15 protein-coding genes are annotated in these 22,809 nt (G+C 61.9%); 10 read left to right on the top strand and 5 right to left on the bottom strand.

From position 1 onward, the window contains the following. The first annotated feature begins 6 nt into the window (after positions 1-6). Positions 7-843, top strand: a complete 837-nt coding sequence (locus MRY17_RS02200; protein WP_243353223.1) for a 23S rRNA (adenine(2030)-N(6))-methyltransferase RlmJ — start codon at positions 7-9, stop codon at positions 841-843. Positions 844-1,569: 726 nt separating this feature from the next. On the opposite strand, the gene msrA is transcribed toward MRY17_RS02200, so the two are convergent. From msrA to aceE, 4 genes are all read right to left on the bottom strand, one after another. Beyond that, the gene (msrA, locus tag MRY17_RS02205) at positions 1,570-2,217 is read right to left on the bottom strand and encodes a peptide-methionine (S)-S-oxide reductase MsrA (RefSeq protein ID WP_124425866.1); all 648 of its coding nucleotides are present in this window, start codon (positions 2,215-2,217) and stop codon (positions 1,570-1,572) included. 72 nt (positions 2,218-2,289) lie between these two features. Further along, positions 2,290-4,983, bottom strand: coding sequence for a putative bifunctional diguanylate cyclase/phosphodiesterase (locus MRY17_RS02210; RefSeq protein WP_191953191.1), 2,694 nt, complete (start codon positions 4,981-4,983; stop codon positions 2,290-2,292). A 302-nt stretch (positions 4,984-5,285) separates the two neighbouring features. After that, positions 5,286-6,929 carry a dihydrolipoyllysine-residue acetyltransferase gene (gene aceF / locus MRY17_RS02215; RefSeq protein ID WP_191953190.1) on the bottom strand — a complete coding sequence of 548 codons (1,644 nt, stop codon included), beginning with the start codon at positions 6,927-6,929 and terminating at the stop codon, positions 5,286-5,288. Between the two features lie 11 nt (positions 6,930-6,940). Then, entirely contained in the window at positions 6,941-9,586 is a 2,646-nt protein-coding gene (aceE, locus tag MRY17_RS02220) for a pyruvate dehydrogenase (acetyl-transferring), homodimeric type (protein ID WP_191955913.1), read from the bottom strand. Positions 9,587-9,969: 383 nt separating this feature from the next. Here aceE and glnE point away from each other — a divergent pair, with 383 nt between their 5' ends. The 8 genes from glnE to MRY17_RS02260 are packed head-to-tail and all read left to right on the top strand — an operon-like array spanning position 9,970 to position 19,922. Beyond that, positions 9,970-12,909, top strand: a complete 2,940-nt coding sequence (glnE, locus tag MRY17_RS02225) for a bifunctional [glutamate--ammonia ligase]-adenylyl-L-tyrosine phosphorylase/[glutamate--ammonia-ligase] adenylyltransferase (RefSeq protein ID WP_243353224.1) — start codon at positions 9,970-9,972, stop codon at positions 12,907-12,909. Between the two features lie 54 nt (positions 12,910-12,963). Next, positions 12,964-13,998, top strand: coding sequence for a lipopolysaccharide heptosyltransferase II (gene waaF, locus MRY17_RS02230; protein WP_243353225.1), 1,035 nt, complete (start codon positions 12,964-12,966; stop codon positions 13,996-13,998). A 1-nt stretch (position 13,999) separates the two neighbouring features. Next, complete coding sequence (gene waaC, locus MRY17_RS02235; protein ID WP_181285862.1) at positions 14,000-15,061, top strand: lipopolysaccharide heptosyltransferase I; 1,062 nt, start codon at positions 14,000-14,002, stop codon at positions 15,059-15,061. Then, a complete protein-coding gene (locus MRY17_RS02240) occupies positions 15,061-16,185 on the top strand; it encodes a glycosyltransferase family 4 protein (RefSeq protein ID WP_181285863.1) in 1,125 nt (374 codons plus the stop codon). Before waaC ends, MRY17_RS02240 begins: the two co-directional genes overlap by 1 nt. After that, on the top strand, positions 16,182-16,988 hold the full coding sequence (gene rfaP / locus MRY17_RS02245; protein ID WP_191953187.1) for a lipopolysaccharide core heptose(I) kinase RfaP: 807 nt from the start codon (positions 16,182-16,184) through the stop codon (positions 16,986-16,988). Before MRY17_RS02240 ends, rfaP begins: the two co-directional genes overlap by 4 nt. Beyond that, positions 16,988-17,722: a lipopolysaccharide kinase InaA family protein gene (locus tag MRY17_RS02250; RefSeq protein WP_243353226.1), complete on the top strand. Its 735-nt coding sequence runs from the start codon at positions 16,988-16,990 to the stop codon at positions 17,720-17,722. The genes rfaP and MRY17_RS02250 overlap by 1 nt, the downstream gene beginning before the upstream one ends. After that, on the top strand, positions 17,719-18,471 hold the full coding sequence (locus MRY17_RS02255) for a lipopolysaccharide kinase InaA family protein (protein ID WP_181285865.1): 753 nt from the start codon (positions 17,719-17,721) through the stop codon (positions 18,469-18,471). The genes MRY17_RS02250 and MRY17_RS02255 overlap by 4 nt, the downstream gene beginning before the upstream one ends. Further along, entirely contained in the window at positions 18,471-19,922 is a 1,452-nt protein-coding gene (locus MRY17_RS02260) for a lipopolysaccharide kinase InaA family protein (protein WP_181285866.1), read from the top strand. Before MRY17_RS02255 ends, MRY17_RS02260 begins: the two co-directional genes overlap by 1 nt. A gap of 170 nt (positions 19,923-20,092) precedes the next feature. Here the strand turns inward: MRY17_RS02260 and MRY17_RS02265 are convergent, their stop codons facing one another. After that, entirely contained in the window at positions 20,093-22,174 is a 2,082-nt protein-coding gene (locus MRY17_RS02265; protein WP_243353227.1) for a TonB-dependent receptor family protein, read from the bottom strand. 204 nt (positions 22,175-22,378) lie between these two features. Here MRY17_RS02265 and MRY17_RS02270 point away from each other — a divergent pair, with 204 nt between their 5' ends. Continuing rightward, on the top strand, positions 22,379-22,714 hold the full coding sequence (locus MRY17_RS02270) for a YceK/YidQ family lipoprotein (protein WP_243353228.1): 336 nt from the start codon (positions 22,379-22,381) through the stop codon (positions 22,712-22,714). Positions 22,715-22,809 lie beyond the last annotated feature (95 nt).

Below are 22,809 nucleotides of genomic sequence, written 5' to 3' on the forward strand. Positions count from 1 at the left end.
GCAACCATGAATTATCGTCACGCCTTTCACGCCGGCAACCACGCCGATGTCTTCAAACACCTGACCTTGACTCGCCTCATCGCCCTGATGTCGCGCAAGGAACAGCCGTTCGCCTACCTCGATACCCACGCCGGCATTGGCCTGTATGACCTGCAGGGCGACCAGGCCAACCGCACCGGTGAATACCTGGAAGGCATCGCCCGCCTGTGGGGCGCAAACGACCTGCCGCCGCTCACCGCCGATTACATGCGCGTGCTGCACGAGATGAACCCGGATGGCCAGTTGCGCTACTACCCGGGCTCGCCGGAGCTGGCGCGGCGCCTGACGCGCCCCCAGGACCGTGTGCTGCTCAACGAAAAGCACCCGGAAGACGGCGTACTGCTCAAGGACAACATGAAGGGGGATCGCCGGGTCAAGGTGCACTTGGGCGAAGGCTGGCATGTGCCGCGCGCCTTGTTGCCGGTGCCGGAAAAACGTGCGCTGATGCTGATCGATCCGCCGTTCGAAAAACTCGATGAAATGCAGCGTTGCGCGGCGTCCCTCAAGGAAGCCGTCAGCCGCATGCGCCAGACCGTCGCGGCGATCTGGTACCCGGTGAAAGACCAGCGCATGTTGCGCCGCTTTTACCAGGACCTGGCCGGCACCGGTGCACCGAAGCTACTGCGTGTCGAGCTGCTGGTGCATCCTCTGGACACGCCCAACACCTTGACCGGCTCAGGCCTGGCGATTGCCAACCCGCCGTGGGGCCTGGAAGAGGAATTGCGCGAACTGCTGCCGTGGCTGTCCAAACAGCTTGGCCAGACCCAGGGTGGCTGGCAGATGGATTGGCTTATCGCTGAATAGCCTATTTCAAGCCAAACACAAAACCAGTGTGGGAGGGGGGCTTGCCCCCGATTGCTGGGTGCCAGTCATTACATCTGTAACTGACACTCCGCTATGGGGGGCAAGCCCCCTCCCACATTTTTGATCTGTGTTGTGCTTTAGATCGGGGAGGTCAGGCCAGTGCGGCCGATCCATGGATTGGCTTATCGCGGAGTAACCGGTTTTCAAGCAAACACAAAACCCAATGTGGGAGGGGGCTTGCCCCCGATTGCTGGGTGTCAGTCATTACATCTGTAACTGACACTCCGCTATCGGGGGCAAACCCTCTCCCACATTTTTGAGCTGTGTTGTGCTTTAGATCGGGGAGGTCACGCCGGCGCCGCCGATCCATGGATTGGCTTATCGCTGAGTAACCGGTTCAAAAACCAGGCACGGATCCAATGTGGGAGGGGGCTTGCCCCCGATTGCTGGGTGTCAGTCATTACATCTGTAACTGACACTCCGCTATCGGGGGCAAGCCCTCTCCCACATTTTTGAGCTGTGTTGTGCTTTAGATCGGGGATGTCAGGCCAGTGCGGCCGATCCATGGATTGGCTTCTTGCTGAGTAACCGGTTCTAAAACCAGGCACGGACCCAATGTGGGAGGGGGCTTGCCCCCGATTGCTGGGTGTCAGTCATTACGTCTGTAACTGACACTCCGCTATCGGGGGCAAGCCCCCTCCCACATTTTTTAGTCTGTGTTGCTCTTTAGATCGGGCAGGTCACGCCGGTGCCGCCGATCCCGCAATAGCCTTGCGGGTTCTTCGCCAGGTACTGCTGGTGATAGGCCTCGGCGAAGTACACCGTCGGCGCTTCGTCGATTTCGGTGGTGATCTCACCCAGGCCGGCCTTGGTCAGCTCTTGCTGATACGCCTCGGCGCTGGCCTTGGCCGCCGCCAATTGCTCTGGCGTGGTGGCATAGATCACCGAACGGTACTGGCTGCCGATATCGTTGCCCTGGCGCATGCCCTGGGTCGGGTTGTGCAGTTCCCAGAACATCTTCAGCAGGTCTTCGTATTTCACTTTGGCCTGGTCATACACCACCAGCACCACTTCGCTGTGGCCGGTCAGGCCAGAGCAGACTTCTTCGTAGGTCGGGTTCGGCGTGAAGCCACCGGCGTAGCCGACCACGGTGCTGACCACGCCGTCGCGTTCCCAGAACTTACGTTCAGCGCCCCAGAAACATCCCAGGCCGAATATCGCGAAGCCAACGTCGTCGGTGAAAGGGCCCAACAGCGGGTTACCGTTGACGTAATGGGTTTCCGGCAATGCCATCGGAGTTTCACGGCCGGGCAAGGCTTGTTCTTGAGTAGGCAGCACGTTTTTGTTCACCAGAATTTCCGAGCGCAAGACCATGATCAGTCCTCTCGTCAGGTTGAGTAACAGTAAATTGTCAGACAGCCAGTGTGCCCGAGAGTTACCGCGCTGTCAGGCGATTGGCCCGCGTGGATAGCGTTTAAGCTTCTCCAGCAACTCGGCGCCGGGGATTGGCCGGTCGAACAGATAGCCTTGGCCCACGTCGCAACGATGCCGGCGCAGGAACGCCAGTTGCTCGGCGGTCTCGATGCCTTCGGCCACCACCTTGAGCTTGAGGTTGTGGGCCATGGCGATAACCGCCGAGGTGATCTCCATGTCGTCCTGGTTATCCGGGATTTCGTGGATAAAGCTCCGGTCGATCTTAATGATGTCGATGGGGAATTTTTTCAAGTAGCTCAGCGACGAGTAACCGGTGCCGAAGTCGTCCATGGCCAGGGTCAGGCCAAAACTCTTCAGTTGGTCCAGCTGCTGGCGCGTGTCTTCGGTGGCTTCCAGCAGCAGGCCTTCGGTCAGCTCAAGCTCCAGCAGATTGGCGGGCAACTGTTCTTCCTTGAGGATCGTGGCAATCGAGGCCACCAGGTCCGGGTCGGAAAACTGCTTGGGCGACAGATTGATTGCCACCTGCAAATTACCCAGGCCCGCCGCCGTCAATTGCCGGCTCATCCGGCACGCCTGACGGGCGACCCATTTGCCGATGGGGATGATCAAGCCGGTCTCTTCGGCCACGCTGATGAACTGGTCGGGGCGGATCATGCCCTTTTCCGGGTGGTTCCAGCGCAACAGCGCTTCCATGCCCAGCAGGCGACCACTGCGCAGGCACAGCTTGGGCTGGTAGAACACGTCCAGCTCGTTCTGGGTCAGGGCGCGGCGCAGGTTGTTTTCCACAAACAACTTGTAGCTGGCCTCGGCATTCAGGGCTTCGGTGAACACTTGCACCTGGTGTTTGCCGTTGGCCTTGGCCTTGTGCAGGGCCAGGCCGGCGTTGCGCATCAGGGTCTGCGGGTCGCGCCCGTGCAGCGGGGCGCAAGCCAGGCCCACGGAGCCGGTCACGCTGATCAATTGGTTGTCGACGAACATCGGCTTGTCGAGGGTGGCCAGCAGCTGGCTGGCGACCTGCTGGCCCGTCTCCATGTCGGCATCGTCGAGCAGCACCGCAAACTCGTTACTGGCAAAGCGCGCCAGGCTGCCGCCGCTGCTCAAGCTGTTGCGCAGGCGTCGGGCCAGGCTGATCAGCAGTTTGTCACCGGTCTGGTGGCCGAGGCTGTCGTTGATCCGCTTGAAGTTGTCGATGTCCACCAGCAGCAGGCTGATCGGGCTGTCGCTGTCGCGGGCAAAGCGTTCGTCGAGGTTGCGGATGAACGCCGGGCGGTTGCCCAGGTTGGTCAGATTATCGGTGTAGGCCAGGCGTTCGATGCGCTGCTGCGCCAGCTTGGTCTGGGTGATGTCTTCGTAGATGCCGATGTAATGGGTCAACTCGCGGTTGTCGCCATATACCTTGGAAATCGACAGCTGGCCCCAGTAGGGTTCCAGGTTTTTGCGCCGGCTTTTGAATTCACCTTGCCAGCTGTTGCTCTTGGCCAGGGCCGACGGCGCGTCGAACAGCAACTCGCTGAGGTTCTCCAGGGCTGGCAACTGCGCCAGGCGATGGCCGTGCACCTCTTCGGCGCTGTATTGGGTAATGGCGGTAAAGCTTGGGTTGACGTACTCCACCACGCCATCGCAATTGACCAGCAAAAAGGCATTGGCGCTTTGTTCCACCGCGCGCTGGAACAGATGCAGGGCGCTGGTGGCGGTGCGTCGGTTGTGGTTGTTGATCACTTGGGCGAACTGGTCCGCCAGCTCGCCGGCAAAGGCGATCTCATCGGACTGCCATGCGCGCGGGCTGCCGCTTTGCTCCAGGCACAGTACGCCGACGACTTGGCCATCCACCCGGATGCTCGCGTCGAGCATGGCGTGAACATCCTTGGCGATCAGGCTTTCGGCCATTTCCCGGGTGCGCGGGTCGCGCATGGCATGGGTGGCATCGATGGCGCGGCTGCTGTGCAGGGCTTCGAGGTAGTCGGGGAAGCAACTGGCGTCGATCGCTTCGGGCAAATGGTGTTGTTGATCGGCACGGTGATAGGCCGAAATCGGCACCAGGCGCTGGCCTTCCAGGTTCCAGATGCTGGCGCAATCGATCTGATAAATATCGCAGGCGCTGCGGGTGATCAATTCAGCGGCTTCCTGCAGCGAATTGGGTGTGGTGTAGCGCTGGCGGGCCAGCAGCAGGATCAACTCCTGCTGGGCGCGTACCCGCTCCAGGTGCTGCAGTTGTTCCTGTTGCGCGCGCTGGTTGAGTTCCAGGGCGATTTGCAGGCGGCTGTTCTGGTTTTCCAGGTCGGCGGTCGGCACCGTGACGGGAAGTTCGCTGAACAGGCCATCCACCACCATCAGGTAGCCGCGCAGCAGGTGACGGTTGTGCTGTTTGTAGGCCTCGCCCATTTCGAGCAGGCTCAGCGGGCCGTCGTTGGTGTGCAGGGTATAGCGCACCAGGTAGTGCGCGCTTTGGCTCAGTTGCTGCTGGATCGCGTCATGCAGTTGATAGCGCGCCTGGGGCTCCATCAGGCTGGCGTATGGCGTGCCGAGCAGGGCGCAGAGTTCGACCGCCGGCAGGCCGAATTGGCGCTCGCAGTTCGGGTCGAGATAGAGCAGCGCCCAGCTTGCCTCATTAAGCCGCTCGAAACGCAGCATACCGAGGCGCGAAGGCACCGGTAATTGCGTCACTACCTCGGTCGCCATGCGGGCGACATCGGGTTGGCTTTTCATGGGGGAAACTCGCTTGGGAAAATGCGCACGGCGCCGGGCTCACGCCCCTCTTTACTGTTGCTTGCGGCAAGGTTGCATCATGCGGCACGCACTGACAAGAGAGGATGAAGGCTAAGTGCTATAAGCCTGTTATCGGCCATGGGGGGGATTTCTGCAATCGGAGTGACAGAAGGTGTACAAGCCTGTCCTGTGTGTACAGCAAACCCCAAAAAAAGCCCCGCCAAGTGGCGGGGTTGAGGTACGAGCGTGGCGCTCGGAAATCGATGCGGCAACGGCCTCCCGCCAGGGGAGGCCATTGCGGCTTACAGCAGGATGGTGCGGATGTCGTTCAGCAACTGGCTCAGGCGCTGGGTGAAGCGTGCCGCTGCGGCGCCGTTGATCACGCGGTGATCGTAGGACAGCGACAGTGGCAGCATCAGCTTGGGCTGGAACGCTTTACCGTCCCACACCGGCTGGATGGTGGCCTTGGACACACCCAGGATCGCCACTTCCGGCGCGTTGACGATTGGCGTGAAGCCAGTGCCGCCAATGTGCCCGAGGCTGGAGATGGTGAAGCACGCGCCCTGCATGTCGTCCGGAGTAAGCTTCTTGTCGCGGGCCTTGGCCGCCAGTGCAGCCGCTTCGCCAGCCAGTTGCAACAGGCTCTTCTGGTCGACGTTCTTGATGACCGGTACCAGCAGGCCGTCAGGGGTGTCGACCGCAAAACCGATGTGCACGTACTTCTTGCGGATGATCGCTTTGCCGCTTGGCGCCAGCGAGCTGTTGAAGTCCGGCAGTTCCTTGAGCAGGTGCGCACAGGCCTTGAGCAGCAGGGGCAGCACGGTCAGCTTCACGCCGGCTTTTTCGGCCACGGCTTTCTGCGCAACGCGGAAGGCTTCCAGGTCGGTGATATCGGCCTGGTCGAACTGAGTCACGTGCGGGATATTCAGCCAGCTCGCGTGCAGGCCGGCCGCGCCGATTTGCATCAGGCGGGTCATCGGCACTTCTTCGATTTCGCCGAAGCGGCTGAAATCGACGGTACGGATCGGCGGAATGCCCGAGCCGCCGGTAGCGCCGCCGGCAGCCGGCGCTTCCTTGGCTTTCTGCATCATGGCCTTGACGTAAGCCTGCACGTCTTCCTTCAGCACGCGGCCGTGAGGGCCGGTTGCCGACACAGCACTCAGCTCGACGCCGAATTCACGGGCCAATTGACGCACGGCAGGGCCGGCGTGAACCTTGGCACCGCTTGGCGCAGGTGCAGCAGCAGGGGCCGGAGCGGCCTCAGCTTTTGCAGCAGGCGCAGGGGCAGCAGCAGCCGGAGCAGCTTCTGCCTTGGCAGCCGGAGCGGCGGCCGGTGCTGGAGCGGCTGCAGGCGCAGCGCCTTGTACTTTCAGCTTGAGGATGAAGTCACCAGTGCCGACTTCGTCTTCCAGCTTGACCGCAATGCTTTCCACCACACCGGCAGCCGGCGATGGAATCTCCATGGAGGCCTTGTCGGACTCCAGGGTGATCAGCGACTGGTCGGCTTCGACGGTGTCGCCGACCTTGACCAGCAGCTCGATGATCTTGGCCTTGCCCGACGAGCCGATGTCCGGGACGTGAATGTCCTGGACGGTGGCGGCGGCAGGTGCGGCAGCCGGGGCCGCTGGGGCCTCGGCGGCGGCAGGCTTTTCAGGTGCAGGTGCAGGTGCAGCGGCGGCCGGAGCGGCAGCTGCAGGGGCTGCATCGGCAGCACCCTCAATTTCCAGCTCCAGCAGTTCGTCGCCTTCTTTCAGGCGGTCGCCCAGCTTCACTTTCAGGCTCTTGACCACGCCGGCCTTGGGAGCAGGGATTTCCATGCTCGCCTTGTCCGACTCCAGGGTCAGGATGCTCTGGTCGGCTTCGACGGTGTCACCGACCTTCACAAACAGCTCGATTACTTCACCTTCACCGCTGCCGATGTCAGGTACGCGAATGAGTTCGCTCACAAAAAATCTCCTCAGCAGTCCAGTGGGTTGCGTTTTTCCGGGTTGATCCCGAACTTGACGATGGCGTCAGCCACCACCTTGGGTTCGATCTCACCACGGTCAGCCAAAGCTTCCAGGGCTGCCAACACCACGAAGTGACGGTCGACTTCGAAGAAGTGACGCAGCTTCTTGCGGCTGTCACTGCGGCCGAAACCGTCGGTGCCCAGGACTTTGAATTCCTTGGACGGGACCCACTGGCGAATCTGTTCAGCAAACAGTTTCATGTAGTCGGTCGAGGCGATGACCGGACCTTTACGGCCGGCCAGGCATTCTTCGACATAGCTCCTGGCTGGCTTCTGGCCAGGGTGCAGGCGGTTGCTGCGCTCAACGGCCAGGCCGTCGCGACGCAGTTCGTTGAAGCTGGTCACGCTCCACACATCAGCGCCGACGTTGAATTCGTCACGCAGGATCTTCGCCGCTTCACGCACTTCGCGCAGGATGGTGCCGGAGCCCATCAGCTGTACGTGGTGCGCCGCTTCCTTGGTGTCTTCTTCGAGCAGGTACATGCCCTTGATGATGCCTTCTTCCACGCCGGCCGGCATGGCTGGCTGCTGGTAGGACTCGTTCATCACGGTGATGTAGTAGAAAACGTCCTGCTGCTCTTCGGTCATCTTCTTCATGCCGTCCTGGATGATCACCGCCAGCTCGTAGCCGTAGGTTGGATCAAAGGTGCGGCAGTTCGGGATGGTGGCAGCCAGAATGTGGCTGTGCCCGTCTTCGTGTTGCAGGCCTTCGCCGTTCAGCGTGGTCCGGCCGGCGGTACCGCCGATCAGGAAGCCACGGGTACGGCTGTCGCCCGCTGCCCACGCCAGGTCGCCAATGCGCTGGAAGCCGAACATCGAGTAGAAGATGTAGAACGGCAGCATCGGCTGGTTGTGGCTGGAGTACGACGTACCGGCAGCGATGAAGGAGCTCATGGCGCCCGCTTCGTTGATGCCTTCTTCGAGGATCTGGCCCTTCTTGTCTTCCTTGTAGAACATCACCTGGTCTTTATCGACTGGCTCGTAGAGCTGGCCGACGGAGGAGTAGATGCCCAACTGACGGAACATGCCTTCCATACCGAAGGTACGTGCTTCGTCCGGGATGATCGGGACGATGCGCGAACCGATTTCCTTGTCCTTGACCAGTTGTGCGAGGATCCGTACGAAGGCCATGGTGGTGGAGATTTCACGGTCGCCCGAGCCGTCAAGGATTGCCTTGAGGGTGCTCAGGTCTGGCGTCGGTACGCTGAAGCTGTTGGCGCGGCGCTGTGGCACGAAACCGCCCAGTGCAGTGCGGCGCTCGCTCAGGTAGCGGGCTTCGGCGCTGTTTGGCTCTGGCTTGAAGAACGGCAGGTTCTCCAGCTCTTCGTCCTTGACCGGGATGTCGAAGCGGTCGCGGAACAACTTCAGGCTGTCGACATCGACTTTCTTGGTGTTGTGCGCGGTGTTCTTCGCTTCGCCGGCGCCGGTGCCATAACCCTTGATGGTCTTGGCCAGGATGACGGTCGGTTGTTCCTTGTGGTTGACCGCTTCGTGGTACGCCGCGTAGACCTTGTACGGGTCGTGGCCGCCACGGTTGAGTTTCCAGATCTCATCGTCGGACAGGTCGGCAACCATCGCCTTGAGTTCAGGCGTGTTGAAGAAATGCTCGCGCACGAACGCGCCGTCTTTGGCCTTGTAGTTCTGGTACTCGCCGTCGATGACTTCGTCCATGCGGCGTTGCAGGATACCGTCGACGTCCTTGGCCAGCAGTGGGTCCCAGAAACGGCCCCAGATGACTTTGGTCACGTTCCAGTGAGCGCCGCGGAACACGCCTTCGAGTTCCTGGATGATCTTGCCGTTGCCGCGAACCGGGCCGTCGAGGCGCTGCAGGTTGCAGTTGATGACGAAGATCAGGTTGTCCAGCTTTTCGCGGCCGGCCAGGGAGATGGCGCCCAGGGATTCCGGCTCGTCGCATTCGCCGTCGCCCAGGAAGCACCAGACTTTCTGCTTGCCTTCGGGGATGAAGCCACGGGCTTCCAGGTACTTCATGAAGCGTGCCTGGTAGATCGCCTGGATCGGGCCCAGGCCCATGGAAACGGTCGGGAACTGCCAGAAATCAGGCATCAGCCAAGGGTGCGGATAGGACGACAGGCCCTGACCGTCGACTTCCTGGCGGAAGTTGTTCATTTGTTCTTCGCTGATGCGGCCTTCCATGAACGCACGGGCGTAGACGCCTGGCGAGGTGTGACCCTGGAAGTAGATCAGGTCGCCGCCGTGTTCGTCGGTGGGGGCCTGGAAGAAGTAGTTGAAGCCGATGTCATACAGGGTTGCGCTGGAAGCGAAGCTGGAGATGTGACCGCCCAGGTCCGAATCTTTCAAGTTCGTGCGCATTACCATCGCCATGGCGTTCCAGCGTACCAGCGAGCGAATGCGGCGTTCCATGAACAGGTCGCCAGGCATGCGTGCTTCGTGGGTAACGGGGATGGTGTTGCGGTATGGCGTAGTGATGGCGTAAGGCAACTGCGAGCCGCTGCGGGTCGCGAGTTCGCCCATACGGGTCATCAGGTAATGAGCACGGTCTTCGCCTTCTTTGTCGAGAACCGATTCCAGGGCGTCCAGCCATTCCTGGGTTTCGACGGGATCGAGGTCTTGCATGGCTTGCTCCAGGGCGGAAAGGCTACCAGAATCGGTTGCCTGAAGTTTGCGACTGGCCTTGTGGGCAGACGACATAAATTCTTGGATGGCCGAAGGTTGCTTCGGCGTCCTGTAGTTTTACTACAAATCGTCGGCCATTTCAGCCTTTCGAATGTATATACGAGTAGTAAAACTACACAAGACTGAGCGTATGGCTCGGTCTGGCTGGTGAGCATAATCGTTATTGTTGGTCTATTGCGAACAAGAAAAGGTGAAAGTTTGATGTTGCCTGCCAAGATTGATTTAATTTCAGCTATTTCTAACTTTTGTTCGACAGTCCTTCATCGAGCAGGGCTCCTGCGTTCACAACTACACGCCATTTACCCGCCGATCAAGGATAGACCATGAGCCTTCCAACGCTGGCCGAACTGCCGGCCATTCTGTTGCCTTACGCCAGCCGGGCCGAGCAGTCATTTCGTGACGCCGTGGCCGCGCTGGATGACGATCATGGCCTTTCTGGCTGGACGCCGCAACGTTGGGCCGACTTCGTGCGGGTGTGCGCGGCCAGTGATTTCGTGATTGAACAGAGTGTTCGTGACCCTTTGATGTTGCTCGAGCTGGCGGCCTGGGGCGAGCTGGACCGAGGTTTTGCGCCAGGTGAGCTATGCGGCCAGATCGCCGGCGCCGTGCAACAGGCTGAAACGGAAGATGAGCTGGGCCGTATGCTGCGCCGTCAGCGCACGCGCCAGCAGGTGCGCATCATCTGGCGCGACCTGACCCGCCAGGCCGATCTGGTACAAACCTGCCGCGACCTGTCCGACATGGCCGACGCGTGCATCGACCAGGCCTATCAATGGCTGTACCAGCGCCACTGTGTGCAGTTCGGCACGCCCACCGGACGGCGCAGCGGTGAGGCGCAGCACATGGTCATCCTCGGCATGGGCAAGCTCGGGGCGGTGGAGCTGAACCTGTCGTCGGATATCGACCTGATCTTCGCCTACCCCGAAGGCGGCGAGACCGTGGGGGTCAAGCGCGCCCTGGATAACCAGGAATTTTTCATTCGTGTTGGGCAAAAACTGATCAAGGCGCTCGACCCGATGACGGTCGACGGTTTCGTGTTTCGCGTCGACATGCGCCTGCGTCCCTACGGTTCGGCCGGCGCGCTGGTGCTCAGCTTCAATGCGCTGGAGCAGTATTACCAGGACCAGGGCCGCGACTGGGAACGCTACGCCATGATCAAGGCTCGCGTGGTCGCCGGTGACCAGGTGGCCGGAGCGCAGTTGCTCGACATGCTGCGTCCGTTCGTCTATCGCCGTTACCTGGACTTCTCGGCCATCGAAGCGCTGCGCACCATGAAGCAGCTGATCCAGCAGGAAGTACGGCGCAAGGGCATGGCCGACAATATCAAGCTGGGTTCGGGCGGTATTCGCGAGGTGGAATTCATTGCCCAGGCGTTTCAACTGATCCATGGGGGGCGCGATCTCAGTCTGCAGCAACGCCCGCTGTTAAATGTGCTCGGGACTCTGGAAGGCCAGGGTTATTTGCCGGCTGCGGTGATCAGTGAGCTGCGCAATGGCTACGAGTTCCTGCGTTACACCGAACACGCGATCCAGGCGATTGCCGATCGCCAGACCCAGATGCTCCCGGACAGCCCCGAAGACCAGGCGCGTATTGCCTTCATGCTGGGCTTTGCCGATTGGGCCGCGTTCCACGAGCGCCTGATGTATTGGCGTGGGCGTGTGGATTGGCATTTCCGCCAGGTGATTGCCGATCCTGATGAAGAAGAGGGCGAAGAAAGCGAACTGGTGGTCGGCGGGGAATGGTTGCCATTGTGGGAAGAATCCCAAGATGACGACGCCGCCTGCCGCCAATTGAGCGAAGGCGGCTTTACCGATGCGCCCAAGGCACTCAAAGCCCTGGCAGGCCTGCGCGGTAGCCCGCAATTGCGCGCCATGCAGCGCCTCGGTCGCGAGCGGCTGGACGCGTTTATCCCGCGCCTGCTGGCCCAGGCGGTCGAGCACGCCAACCCGGACCTGGTATTGGAGCGCGTATTGCCGCTGGTGGAGGCCGTCGCCCGGCGTTCCGCGTACCTGGTGCTGCTCACCGAAAACCCGGACGCCCTGCGCCGTCTGCTGACCCTGTGCGCCGCGAGCCCGTGGATCGCCGAGCAGATCACGCGCTTTCCGCTGTTGCTGGATGAATTGCTCAACGAAGGGCGCTTGTTCAAGCCGCCGCTGGCACCGGAGCTGGCCGCCGAGTTGCGCGAGCGCCTCACGCGTATCCCCGAGGACGACCTCGAGCAACAGATGGAAGCCCTGCGCCATTTCAAGCTTGCGCACCGTCTGCGCGTGGCCGCGTCGGAAATCGCCGGCAGCCTGCCGTTGATGAAAGTCAGCGACTACCTCACCTGGCTGGCCGAGGCCATTCTCGAACAAGTGCTGGCGCTGGCCTGGCGCCAGACCGTGGCCCGCCATGGTTCACCGCAACGGCTGGACGGCAGTCTGTGCGATCCCGGGTTCATCATTGTTGGTTATGGGAAAGTCGGCGGTATCGAACTGGGGCATGGTTCGGACCTGGACCTGGTGTTCATCCATGATGGCGACCCGCAGGCCGAGACCGACGGCGCCAAGCCGATCGACGGCGCGCAGTTCTTCACGCGCCTGGGCCAGCGCATCATTCACCTGCTGACCACCCAGACCAACTCCGGCCAGCTGTATGAGGTGGACATGCGTCTGCGCCCTTCCGGGGCGTCCGGCTTGTTGGTCAGTTCACTGGGCGCATTCGACCGCTATCAGCAAAATGAAGCCTGGACCTGGGAGCATCAGGCGCTGATTCGCGCACGCGTGCTGGTGGGCAGCCAGGATGTGGGTCATGCATTCGAGCAGGTACGCGCTAAAGTCTTGGGGCGCGAACGGGATCTGGCCAAGCTGCGCCAGGAGGTCAGCGAGATGCGCGCCAAGATGCGCGACAACCTTGGAACCCGCAGCACGACGGCCGGCAGAGGCGCCAATGCCTTCGAAGCCACGGCGCTGTTCGACCTCAAGCAGGACGCCGGAGGTATCGTCGATATTGAATTTATGGTGCAATACGCGGCTTTGGCGTGGTCTGCGCAACATCCCTCGTTGCTGCGCTACACCGACAATATCCGCATTCTTGAAGGTCTGGAGCAGGTCGGGCTGATGCCCGCCGCCGATGCCCACTTGTTGCGTGAAGTGTATAAGGCCTACCGCTCCGCTGCGCACCGCCAAGCCTTGCAGAACGAGGCCGGCACGGTGCCCGGCGACCAGTTCGCCGATGAACGGCGCCAGGTGATGCGAATCTGGCAAGCGCTGGGCTTGAGCTGACACACTATTAGGGCGGGGAGGCATAAGCCTCCCCGCATCGTTTGTGGAAATGACATGAATATTCTGATCGTTGGGCCCAGCTGGGTCGGAGACATGGTGATGGCGCAGACACTGTTCCAGTGCCTGCGCCTGCGCTATCCGGACTGCCAGATCGACGTGCTCGCCCCTGAGTGGAGCCGGCCGATCCTTGAGCGCATGCCGCAAGTGCGCAAGGCCTTGAGCTTTCCGCTCGGCCATGGCGCGCTGGAATTGGCGACCCGCCGTCGCATCGGCAAATCCATGGCCGGCCAGTACGACCAGGCCATCCTGTTGCCCAACTCGTTGAAGTCGGCGCTGGTGCCGTTTTTTGCCGGCATCCCCAAGCGTACCGGCTGGCGCGGTGAGTTTCGCTATGTGCTGCTCAATGACGTACGCACCCTGGATAAAGCCCGCTACCCGCTGATGATCGAGCGTTTCATGGCCCTGGCCTACGAGCCGGGCGCGCAATTGCCCACGCCGTACCCGCGCCCCAGCCTGCAGATCGACCCGGTGACCCGCGCTGCGGCGCTGGCCAAGTTCGGCCTGACGCTGGATCGCCCGGTATTGGCATTGTGCCCGGGCGCCGAGTTCGGCGAGTCCAAGCGCTGGCCGTCGGAGCATTACGCCAAAGTCGCCGAGACCAGGATTCGCGAAGGCTGGCAGGTGTGGCTGTTTGGCTCGAAGAACGATCATTCGGTGGGTGAGGATATTCGCCAGCGCCTGATCCCGGGCCTGCGCGAAGAGTCAGTCAACCTCAGCGGCGAGACGTCCCTGGCCGAGGCCATCGACTTGCTGTCCTGCGCCGATGCCGTGGTGTCCAATGACTCCGGCCTGATGCACGTCGCCGCCGCGCTGAATCGTCCCTTGGTGGCGGTGTACGGCTCGACGTCACCCGGCTTCACCCCGCCGCTGGCGGACAAGGTCGAAGTGGTGCGCCTGGGCCTGGATTGCAGCCCCTGTTTTGAGCGCACCTGCCGTTTCGGCCACTACAATTGCCTGCGCCAATTGCTGCCGCAGCCGGTGACCGACGCCTTGCAGCGGTTGCACGGCGACGTGGTCGAGGTTCATTGAGTTGCGGGTACTGGTAATCAAGACCTCATCCCTGGGCGACGTGATTCACGCCTTGCCGGCACTGACCGACGCGGCGCGGGCGATCCCCGGTATCCGTTTCGACTGGGTGGTGGAAGAAGGCTTTGCCGAAATCCCCACGTGGCACCCGGCGGTGGACAAGGTGATCCCGGTGGCGATCCGTCGCTGGCGCAAGAACCTCTGGCAGACCCTCAAGAGCGGCGAATGGCGGCGGTTCAAACAGGCGGTGCAGTCGACCCGATATGACCTGGTGATCGACGCCCAGGGCCTGTTGAAAAGTGCCTGGCTGACCCGCTACGTGCGGGCACCGGTGGCCGGCTTCGATAAAAGCTCGGCACGCGAACCCTTGGCGGCGCGCTTTTATTCCCGACGCCTGGCCGTGGCCCGCGGGCAACATGCAGTGGAGCGTTTGCGCCAACTGTTTGCCGTGGCGCTGGGGTACGACCTGCCCAAGGGCCTGGGCGACTATGGCCTGAGCGGCGAGAAACTGCTGGGCCTGCCGCCGAAGAAACCCTTCGTGCTGCTGCTGCACGGCACGACCTGGGACACCAAGCATTGGCCCGAGGCCTACTGGCGCGAACTGGCCGAACGCATGGGGCGCCTGGGCGTGGACGTAAAATTGCCGTGGGGCAATGCCGACGAAAAGGCCCGCGCCGAGCGCCTGGCTCAAGGCCTGGCCAACGCCGAAGTGCTGCCTAAACTGAACCTGGCGGGCGTGGCCCGTGTGTTGGCCGGTGCCCGTGCCTGTGTGGCGGTGGACACCGGTCTGGGCCATCTGGCGGCTGCGCTGGATGTGCCGACCATTTCGCTGTTCGGGCCTACCAATCCGGGCCTTACCGGCGCCTACGGCAAAGGCCAGATCCACTTGGCCAGCGACTGGCCGTGTGCGCCGTGCCTGCAAAAGCAATGCACTTATCAACCCACCGCCGATGACCTGCGGCGGTTCGACATCAAGCGCGAGTCGCCCCTGTGCTTCACGCGCCTCAATCCTGAGCGTGTAGCGAGCCGGCTGAGCACGTTGTTACTGGCTGAGGAGCTGCACTGATGCAATTGGCTTTCGTACTGTACAAATATTTTCCCTTCGGTGGCCTGCAGCGCGACTTCATGCGCATCGCCCTGGAGTGTCAGCAACGCGGGCATAAAATCCGCGTGTACACCTTGATCTGGGAGGGCGATATCCCGCCGGGCTTCGAAGTGCTGGTGGCGCCGGTCAAGGCATTCTTCAACCATCGGCGCAACGAGAAACTCAGCGCGTGGATGAAAGCCGACCTTGCCAAACGCCCGGTGGATCGCCTGATCGGCTTCAACAAAATGCCCGACCTTGACGTGTACTACGCCGCCGACGGCTGCTTTGAAGACAAGGCGCAAAACCTGCGTCATTCGCTGTACCGTTATTTTGGTCGTTACAAGCACTTTGCCGACTACGAGCGGGCCGTGTTTGCCAAGGACGCCAAGACCGAAATCCTGATGATTTCCGAGGTGCAGCAGCCACTGTTCATCAAGCATTACGCCACACCGCTGGAACGCTTCCACCTGTTGCCGCCGGGCATTGCCCAGGATCGCCGTGCGCCGCCGGATGCGGCCATGATACGCGAAGGGTTCCGCCAGGAATTCGGCCTGGGCGAGGACGACTTGCTGCTGGTGCAGATTGGTTCGGGCTTCAAGACCAAGGGCGTCGACCGCAGCCTCAAGGCGCTGGCGGCGTTACCGTCCGAATTGAAGAAACGCACTCGCCTGTTTGTAATTGGCCAGGACGACCCCAAAGTATTCCAATTGCAGAGCGCCACCTTGGGCCTGGGCGATAACGTGCAGTTCCTTAAAGGGCGCAGTGATATCCCGCGTTTCCTGCTCGGCGCCGACCTGTTGATCCACCCGGCGTATAACGAAAATACCGGCACTGTGTTGCTCGAGGCCCTGGTGGCCGGGCTGCCCGTGCTGGTCTCGGCGGTGTGTGGGTATGCCCATTACATCGGCGAAGCCGACAGCGGGCTGGTGCTGGATGAGCCGTTCGAACAGGCGCAGCTCAACGAGTACCTGGCGCGGATGTTGTCCGATTCTGCACAGCGCGCGGCCTGGGGCCGCAATGGGTTGGCCTTCGCCGAGACGGCCGACCTCTACAGCATGCCGCAGCACGCTGCGGATGTGATTCTGGCGGAGCCAAAACCATGAAATTGATGCTTGCCGAACCGTTCAAAACCCTCTGGGCCGGGCACGACGCGTTCGCCGCTGTCGAGCGCCTGGAAGGCGAGGTGTACCGTGAACTTGAGGCGCGTCGCACACTGCGTACCGAGGTGGATGGCCGCGGCTATTTCGTGAAGATCCACCGTGGGATTGGCTGGGGCGAAATCGTCAAGAATCTGGTGACCGCCAAGCTGCCGGTGCTGGGCGCCGGTCAGGAATGGCTGGCGATCCAGCGCCTGCAGGCACTGGGCGTGCCGACCATGACCGCCGTGGCCTATGGCGAGCGCGGCAGCAACCCGGCCGATCAGCACTCCTTCATCATTACCGAAGAACTGGCGCCGACTGTCAGCCTGGAAGACTTCAGCATCGACTGGCTCAAGCAGCCGCCGCAGCCGCGTCTCAAGCGCGCGCTGATCGCCGAAGTGGCGCGCATGACCGGCATGATGCACCGCGGCGGCGTCAATCACCGTGACTGCTACATCTGCCACTTCCTGCTGCACACCGATACGCCGGTGACGGCCGATAACTTCAAGCTCTCGATCATCGACCTGCACCGCGCCCAGACGCGCGACAAAATCAGCCGGCGCTGGCGCGACAAGGACCTGGCGGCGCTGTACTTCTCGGCGCTGGACATTGGCCTGACCCGTCGCGACAAGCTGCGCTTTCTCAAGGGCTATTTCCAGCAGCCGTTGCGCCAGATCCTCGCCGAAGAAAGCGCCCTGTTGCTGTGGCTGCAAGGCAAAGCCGACAAACTCTATGCGCGCAAGCAGCGGTACGGGGATGCGCTCTGATGGCGGGTTGGAATCTGGAACCTTCCTACGCTGCGCTCGCGGACGACTTTGGAAGCCTGGAAGCGGTGTTCGCCCTGCAAGGCGAGCGCCTGACCCGCGACCCGTTGTCGGAAGTGATCCGGGTGGAGCGGGGCGGGATCAATTATTACGTCAAGCGCTACGTCGGCGCCGGCAAAGGCCTGCGCCGCTACCTGGGCAGGCCTCGGGTGAAATCCGAATGGCAGAACCTCAAGCGCTTCGCCAAATGGGGCATTCCCACCGCCGACGTGGTGGCCTGGGGTCTGGACCGCAAGGGCCTGGCCTATGACCGGGGCGCAATGATCACCCGGGAGCTGCCCAGGACCGAGGACTTGTCGCTGTTGGCCGAGCATAATGACCCGCGCCTGAAAGACCCTCGCTGGGTTGACGGTATCAGCCGCCAGCTCGCCGAGTACACGCGGACCATGCACGACCATCGCTTCACCCATAACGACTTGAAGTGGCGCAACCTGCTGGTGGACGATCAGCGCACCCTGTACATGATCGACTGTCCCAACGGCGATTTCTGGCGCGGCTTCTGGCTCAAATACCGCATTACCAAAGACCTGGCCTGCCTGGACAAGGTCGCCAAGTATCATCTGTCGGCCACCCAGCGCCTGCGTTTCTATATGCAATATCGCCAACGTACGCACCTGACGACGTCAGACAAACAACGAATTCGCCATGTGGTGAAGTTTTTCGAGGGGCGTGAATGAGTGACTTCCTGGCGGCCGAAGACCGCGCTTTGCTTGAGCGCAACGGCCTGGCTACCTTCGACACGTTGTGGGCCAAGCAACTGGATGCGGTGGATGAGCCGAACACCAGTGGCGACGGATGGAGCAGCGTGTATCGCCTGGAACTTGAAGGTCAGGGTTACTACCTCAAGCGCCAGAGCAACTACCTGACGCGTACCTTGCACCGGCCGTTCGGCGAGCCAAGTTTTGCCCGCGAGTTTCGCAATATCAGCCTGTACCGCAAGCTCGGAATTCCTGCCTTGCAGGCGGCGTTTTTCGGTGAGCGCAAGGTCAAGGGCGAGCGGCGAGCCATGTTGCTCACCCGCGCCCTCGACGGTTGGAATGACCTGGACTCGTTGCTGGAACACTGGCCGCAATTGAGCGACGCCCAGCAGTGCGCAATTCTGTTGGCCTGCGGCAAGCTGGCGCGTCATCTGCACAGCGTGGGGCAGGTGCATGGCTGTTTTTACCCCAAGCATATTTTCCTGCGAGCCACCGCTGACGGTTACGCCGCGCAGTTGATCGACCTCGAGAAAACCCGCCCGCTGCTGTTCGGCTGGCGTGACCGGGTCAAGGACCTCGAACCCCTGTTGCGCCGCGCGCCGCAATGGTCGGATGGGCAGGTGCGACAACTCCTGGCGGCGTATCTTGAACAGCCTGAAGACAGTGCGCTGGTCGCCACCTGGTACCAACGGCTTACCGCGCGCCGCAGCCACAAGGAGAACCGCTGATGCGTTTATCCGAGCTGAAAAACGCCGGCCGTACCCCCAGCCTGCCGCTGACCCTCGACCTTGCCGATGCGGCAGGCCCGGGCCAATTGCAACTGCTCAGCCTGCTGCGGGTATTGCCGGGGCAGCGCTACGTCGGCGCCGCAATATGGCGCGGTCGCCCGGTGCTGGCCAAGCTGCTGGTCGGCAGCTCGGCGGCGCGGCATTTCCAGCGTGAGCGCAGCGGTGTGCGCTTGTTGGCCGAACAAGGCCTGACCACGCCGTTGTTGCTGGCCGACGGCTTGCAGGAAGGCGAGGGGGGCTGGCTGCTGTTCGAATTTCTCGAAGGGGCCCAAAGCCTGGCCGACGCCTGGCTCGCTGTCGAAGGCTTGCCGCCCTTGGCCGACGAGCAAACCGCCGTGCTTGCCGAAGCGCTCGGCGCGATTGCACAGATGCACGGCAAGGGGTTATGGCAGGAAGACCTGCACTTGGATAACCTGCTGCGCCAGGGCGGCAAGCTGTATCTGATTGACGGCGCGGGGATTCGTGTCGAAGAGGCGGGTAAGCCGCTGTCGCGCAATCGCGTGCTGGAAAACCTCGGGGTGTTCTTTGCCCAATTGCCGAAAACCCTCGCGCCGTTTACCGAAGAATTGCTGGTGTACTACCTGCTGGCCAACGGTGAACATGCCTTGCCGCTGGAAGCCCTCGAAAAGCAGGTGCGCAAGGTCAGCGCCTGGCGTTTGCGCGACTACCTGAACAAGGTCGGCCGCGAGTGCACGCTGTTCAGCGTGGTGCGTGGCGCCTTTGGCCTGCGCGCGATTCGTCGTGACGAAGAGGCTGCCATGCTGCCGGTGCTGGAGCAGGCCGACGCGCTGCTTGACCAGGGGCATCTGTACAAGACCGGCGGCGCGGCGAGCGTGGCCAGGGTCGAAGTGGCCGGCCGGTCTCTGGTGATCAAGCGCTACAACATCAAGGGTTTAGCCCACTGGCTCAAACGCTTCTGGCGCCCGAGCCGTGCCTGGCATTCCTGGCGCGAAGGCAATCGCCTGGCGTTCCTCGGCTTTGCTACGCCCAAGCCGCTGGCGGTCCTGGAGAAGCGCTTTTTCTGGTTGCGCAGCCGTGCCTATCTGGTCACCGAATACCTGCCGGGGCCGGACATCATCGAGCGCTTTGCGCCCTATGTGGAACGCGGCGATGCGCCGCAAGAGGAACTGCTGGCGCTGGACCAGTTGTTCGCCGAGCTGATTGAGGCGCGCATCAGTCATGGTGATTTCAAGGGCCATAACCTGTTCTGGAGCGAAGGGCGCTGGGCGATGATCGACCTGGATGCCATGTGTCAGCACTCCTCTGTCGCCAGCTTCGCTGCGGCGTATGCCAGGGATCGCGCGCGGTTCATGCGTAACTGGCCGCAGGACAGCGCGTTGTATCAGGTGATTGATCAGCGGTTGCCCAAAGAGGTCCGCGTCGCCGGCTGAAGCGGGCCTTCGGCCCTATCGGGGGCAAGCCCCCTCCCACACTGCCTGTGTTCACACCTTCAGATGTGTAAATACAGTCAAATGTGGGAGGGGGCTTGCCCCCGATGCGGTGTGTCAGTGAATGCCTGTGTAACTGACCCACCGCTGTCGGGAGCAAGCTCCCTCCCACATTAGAATTGGTATTCAGCCCCAGCGCCTGCATACCACGACCGCCCCGGCGCCGCTTCGTAGTAGCGTCCATTGCCGTCTCCCACGATCACCGACCCCACGTACTGACGATCCAGCAGGTTATCCAGGCGCAAGGTCTGGTGGAACGTCCAATGCTCCACCTTCTGCTCAAACCGTGCGCGCCAGTTGAATACGCTGTAGCCCGGTGCGGCGTGTTGGCGGTTGGTGTCTTCGACGTAGACTTTGCTGCGGTACATGCCTTCCACAGCGGTACTCACCCAGTCCCGTGGGTTCCAGCTCAGCTCGGTGAACAGTGTGGTTTGCGGCACGCCGGGCAGGTAGTTGCCTTTGTCGATGGTGTTCGCGCCGCTGGCAAAGTCGCTGTCGTAGGTGGCGTGCAGGCGGGTGTAGGCGAGGTTGGCGCTCCACTGCTCGCTGAGTTGGCTCTCGACCCCAAGTTCGAATCCACGACGCAGCGTGCGACCGGCGTTCTGGTAGCTGGTGCGTCCGCCGATGGATTGCTGCACGACCAGTTCGTCTTCGGTGGTGATCTGGAAAAGCGCAGCGTTGACGCGGGTGTTGTTCAGTTGTGCCTTCAAACCCAGTTCATATTGAGTGCTTTCAGACGGCTTCAAGCCAAAGTTGAAACCCTCGACGTTACCCGGCGCATAGGCCAGCTCGGCCTGGGTCGGCGTTTCGAAGCCTTTGCCTGCGCTGACGTAGCCGTGCAGATCGGGCGTGAAGGCGTACATCACACTCATCGATGGCGTGTTCTTCTGGTAGGTCTTGTTGCCGCTGGCATCGCCGTTGCTGAGGAACTGATCGTGCACATCCAGCTCCATGGTGCTGTGGCGAACGCCGGCTTGCAGGGTCCAGCGGTCCAGGGCCCAGTTGGCCTGGAGGTAAGGATCGAGGCTGCGCGCGGTGTCTATTTCATCGCGGCGTAGCTGGCCTTTCACGCCCAGGGCGGCGCCGCTGTAGTTCTGGTAGCCATGGCGGCTGTCTTCGCTCTGGTCGAAGTCCAGGCCCGTGATGATCATCAACTCCCCGGGAGCGCTCTCGATGGGCTGCATCCAGCGCAGGCTGCCGCCATAGAATTTGCGCTCGAATTGCACGACGCCACCGCCGCGCTCGTTGGCGGGTGTGCCCCTGGGGATCGACAGGTACTGAATCACACTGCGCCGCCCCGTATACGCATTCACCTGCAGCGTCGCATCGCCGATGTAGCGCTCGTAGTTCATGCCCAGTTGCTGATGGTCGATGCTTTTACGCGTGTTGTAGGTCAGCGCATTGGTGCTCACCGAACGCGGGTCAGCCTTGTACGCCGCCCAGTTCTGCCCCAGCGGGTCCTGCGTACCGTTCTGTTCCAGGCTGCTGTAGATCAACGCCAGCTTGCTGTCGTCATCGGGCTGGAAGTTGAGCTTGGCGAACGTCTGGTCACGGCGTGCGCTGCTGTGGTCGCGGTAGCCATTGGTGTCCATGCGCGAAGCGTCCAGCACAAAGCCTGCACCCTCGGTTGCGCCTTCGGCGGTGAGGTGGTTTTTGCTCAGCCCGTCGCTGCCCACCAGGGTTTCGGCGCCGATGCGTGGCGGGCCTTCGCCGTCGCGGGAGAACATCTGGATCACCCCGCCGGCGTTGCTGCCGTACAGGGTGGCTGCCGGGCCGCGCAGGACTTCGATGCGCTCGGCGGTGTCGAGGTTGAACGTTGCTGCCTGGCCCTGGCCATCCGGGGTGCTGGCGGGGATGCCGTCGGCAACCAGCTTGATGCCGCGCACCCCGAACGCCGAGCGGGCACCGAAGCCACGGGAAGAAATCTGCAGGTCCTGCGCATAGTTCTGGCGGTTCTGCACCACCAGGCCAGGCACGCGGGACAGGGCTTCGGAGGCGTTGATGCCAAGTTGACCGTCGCTGATCTGTTCGCGGCTGATGGCGTCCACCGAGTACGGCAGGTCAAAGGTCGGGCTGGCGCTGCGCGAGCCGGTGACCACGCTGGGGTCAAGCATCAAAGGCGTTTCTTCGGCCTGGACGCTGCTGCACAGCCCCAGCAGGAGCAGGGTAAGGCGGGTGGAGGCGGGTAGAGTCATGAAGGAGCCGAGTCCGTGGCGCAACGCAGTTGAGTGGCGTGGGCGCAAATGTCGCAAGTTTAACGATTCTCCCCGGTTTTGCCGAACTCCATGGCTGTTGGGTGGAACAGGACGTTTCCCACGCGACGAGACGGCATCGGACGCCTGAGCCGTCGGATAGCCGGTGCTAGATTTCCGGCCTTATTCATAAAAGAAGAACCAGACATGCGCATAAAGAACATGAAGTTGCTGACGGTGGTGTGGATGGCGTCATTGATGCTTGGCTGCGGGACCGTCACTACGGTGATGCGAGAAGATGCCGTCACTGTGAGAGCACTCAAGGCGGATAAAACCTATTGCCAGTCCGTGCCGCGTATCTACAGTGGTGTGACGTATAACCTGTGTGTCCTGCACGCGCCGCCGAATACCGGGGGCGGGCTGGCGGTGAACAGCGTCCCCTTGACCTTCATCGATGTGCCGCTCTCCGGTGTCCTGGACACGCTCTTGCTGCCCTACACGGTCTACCGGCAAAGCGCCGACGGCAGCATCGACCTGCGCTAGCGCCTTGCCGCTAACAGCTTTCTGCTGCTTTTAAGTTATAATCCCGCCCTTTAGCTGTTTCCCGCCCGGGCGGGAGGCACACTTTTTTCAGGCGC

The organism is Pseudomonas orientalis, from assembly GCF_022807995.1.
Taxonomy (GTDB): domain Bacteria; phylum Pseudomonadota; class Gammaproteobacteria; order Pseudomonadales; family Pseudomonadaceae; genus Aquipseudomonas; species Aquipseudomonas orientalis_B.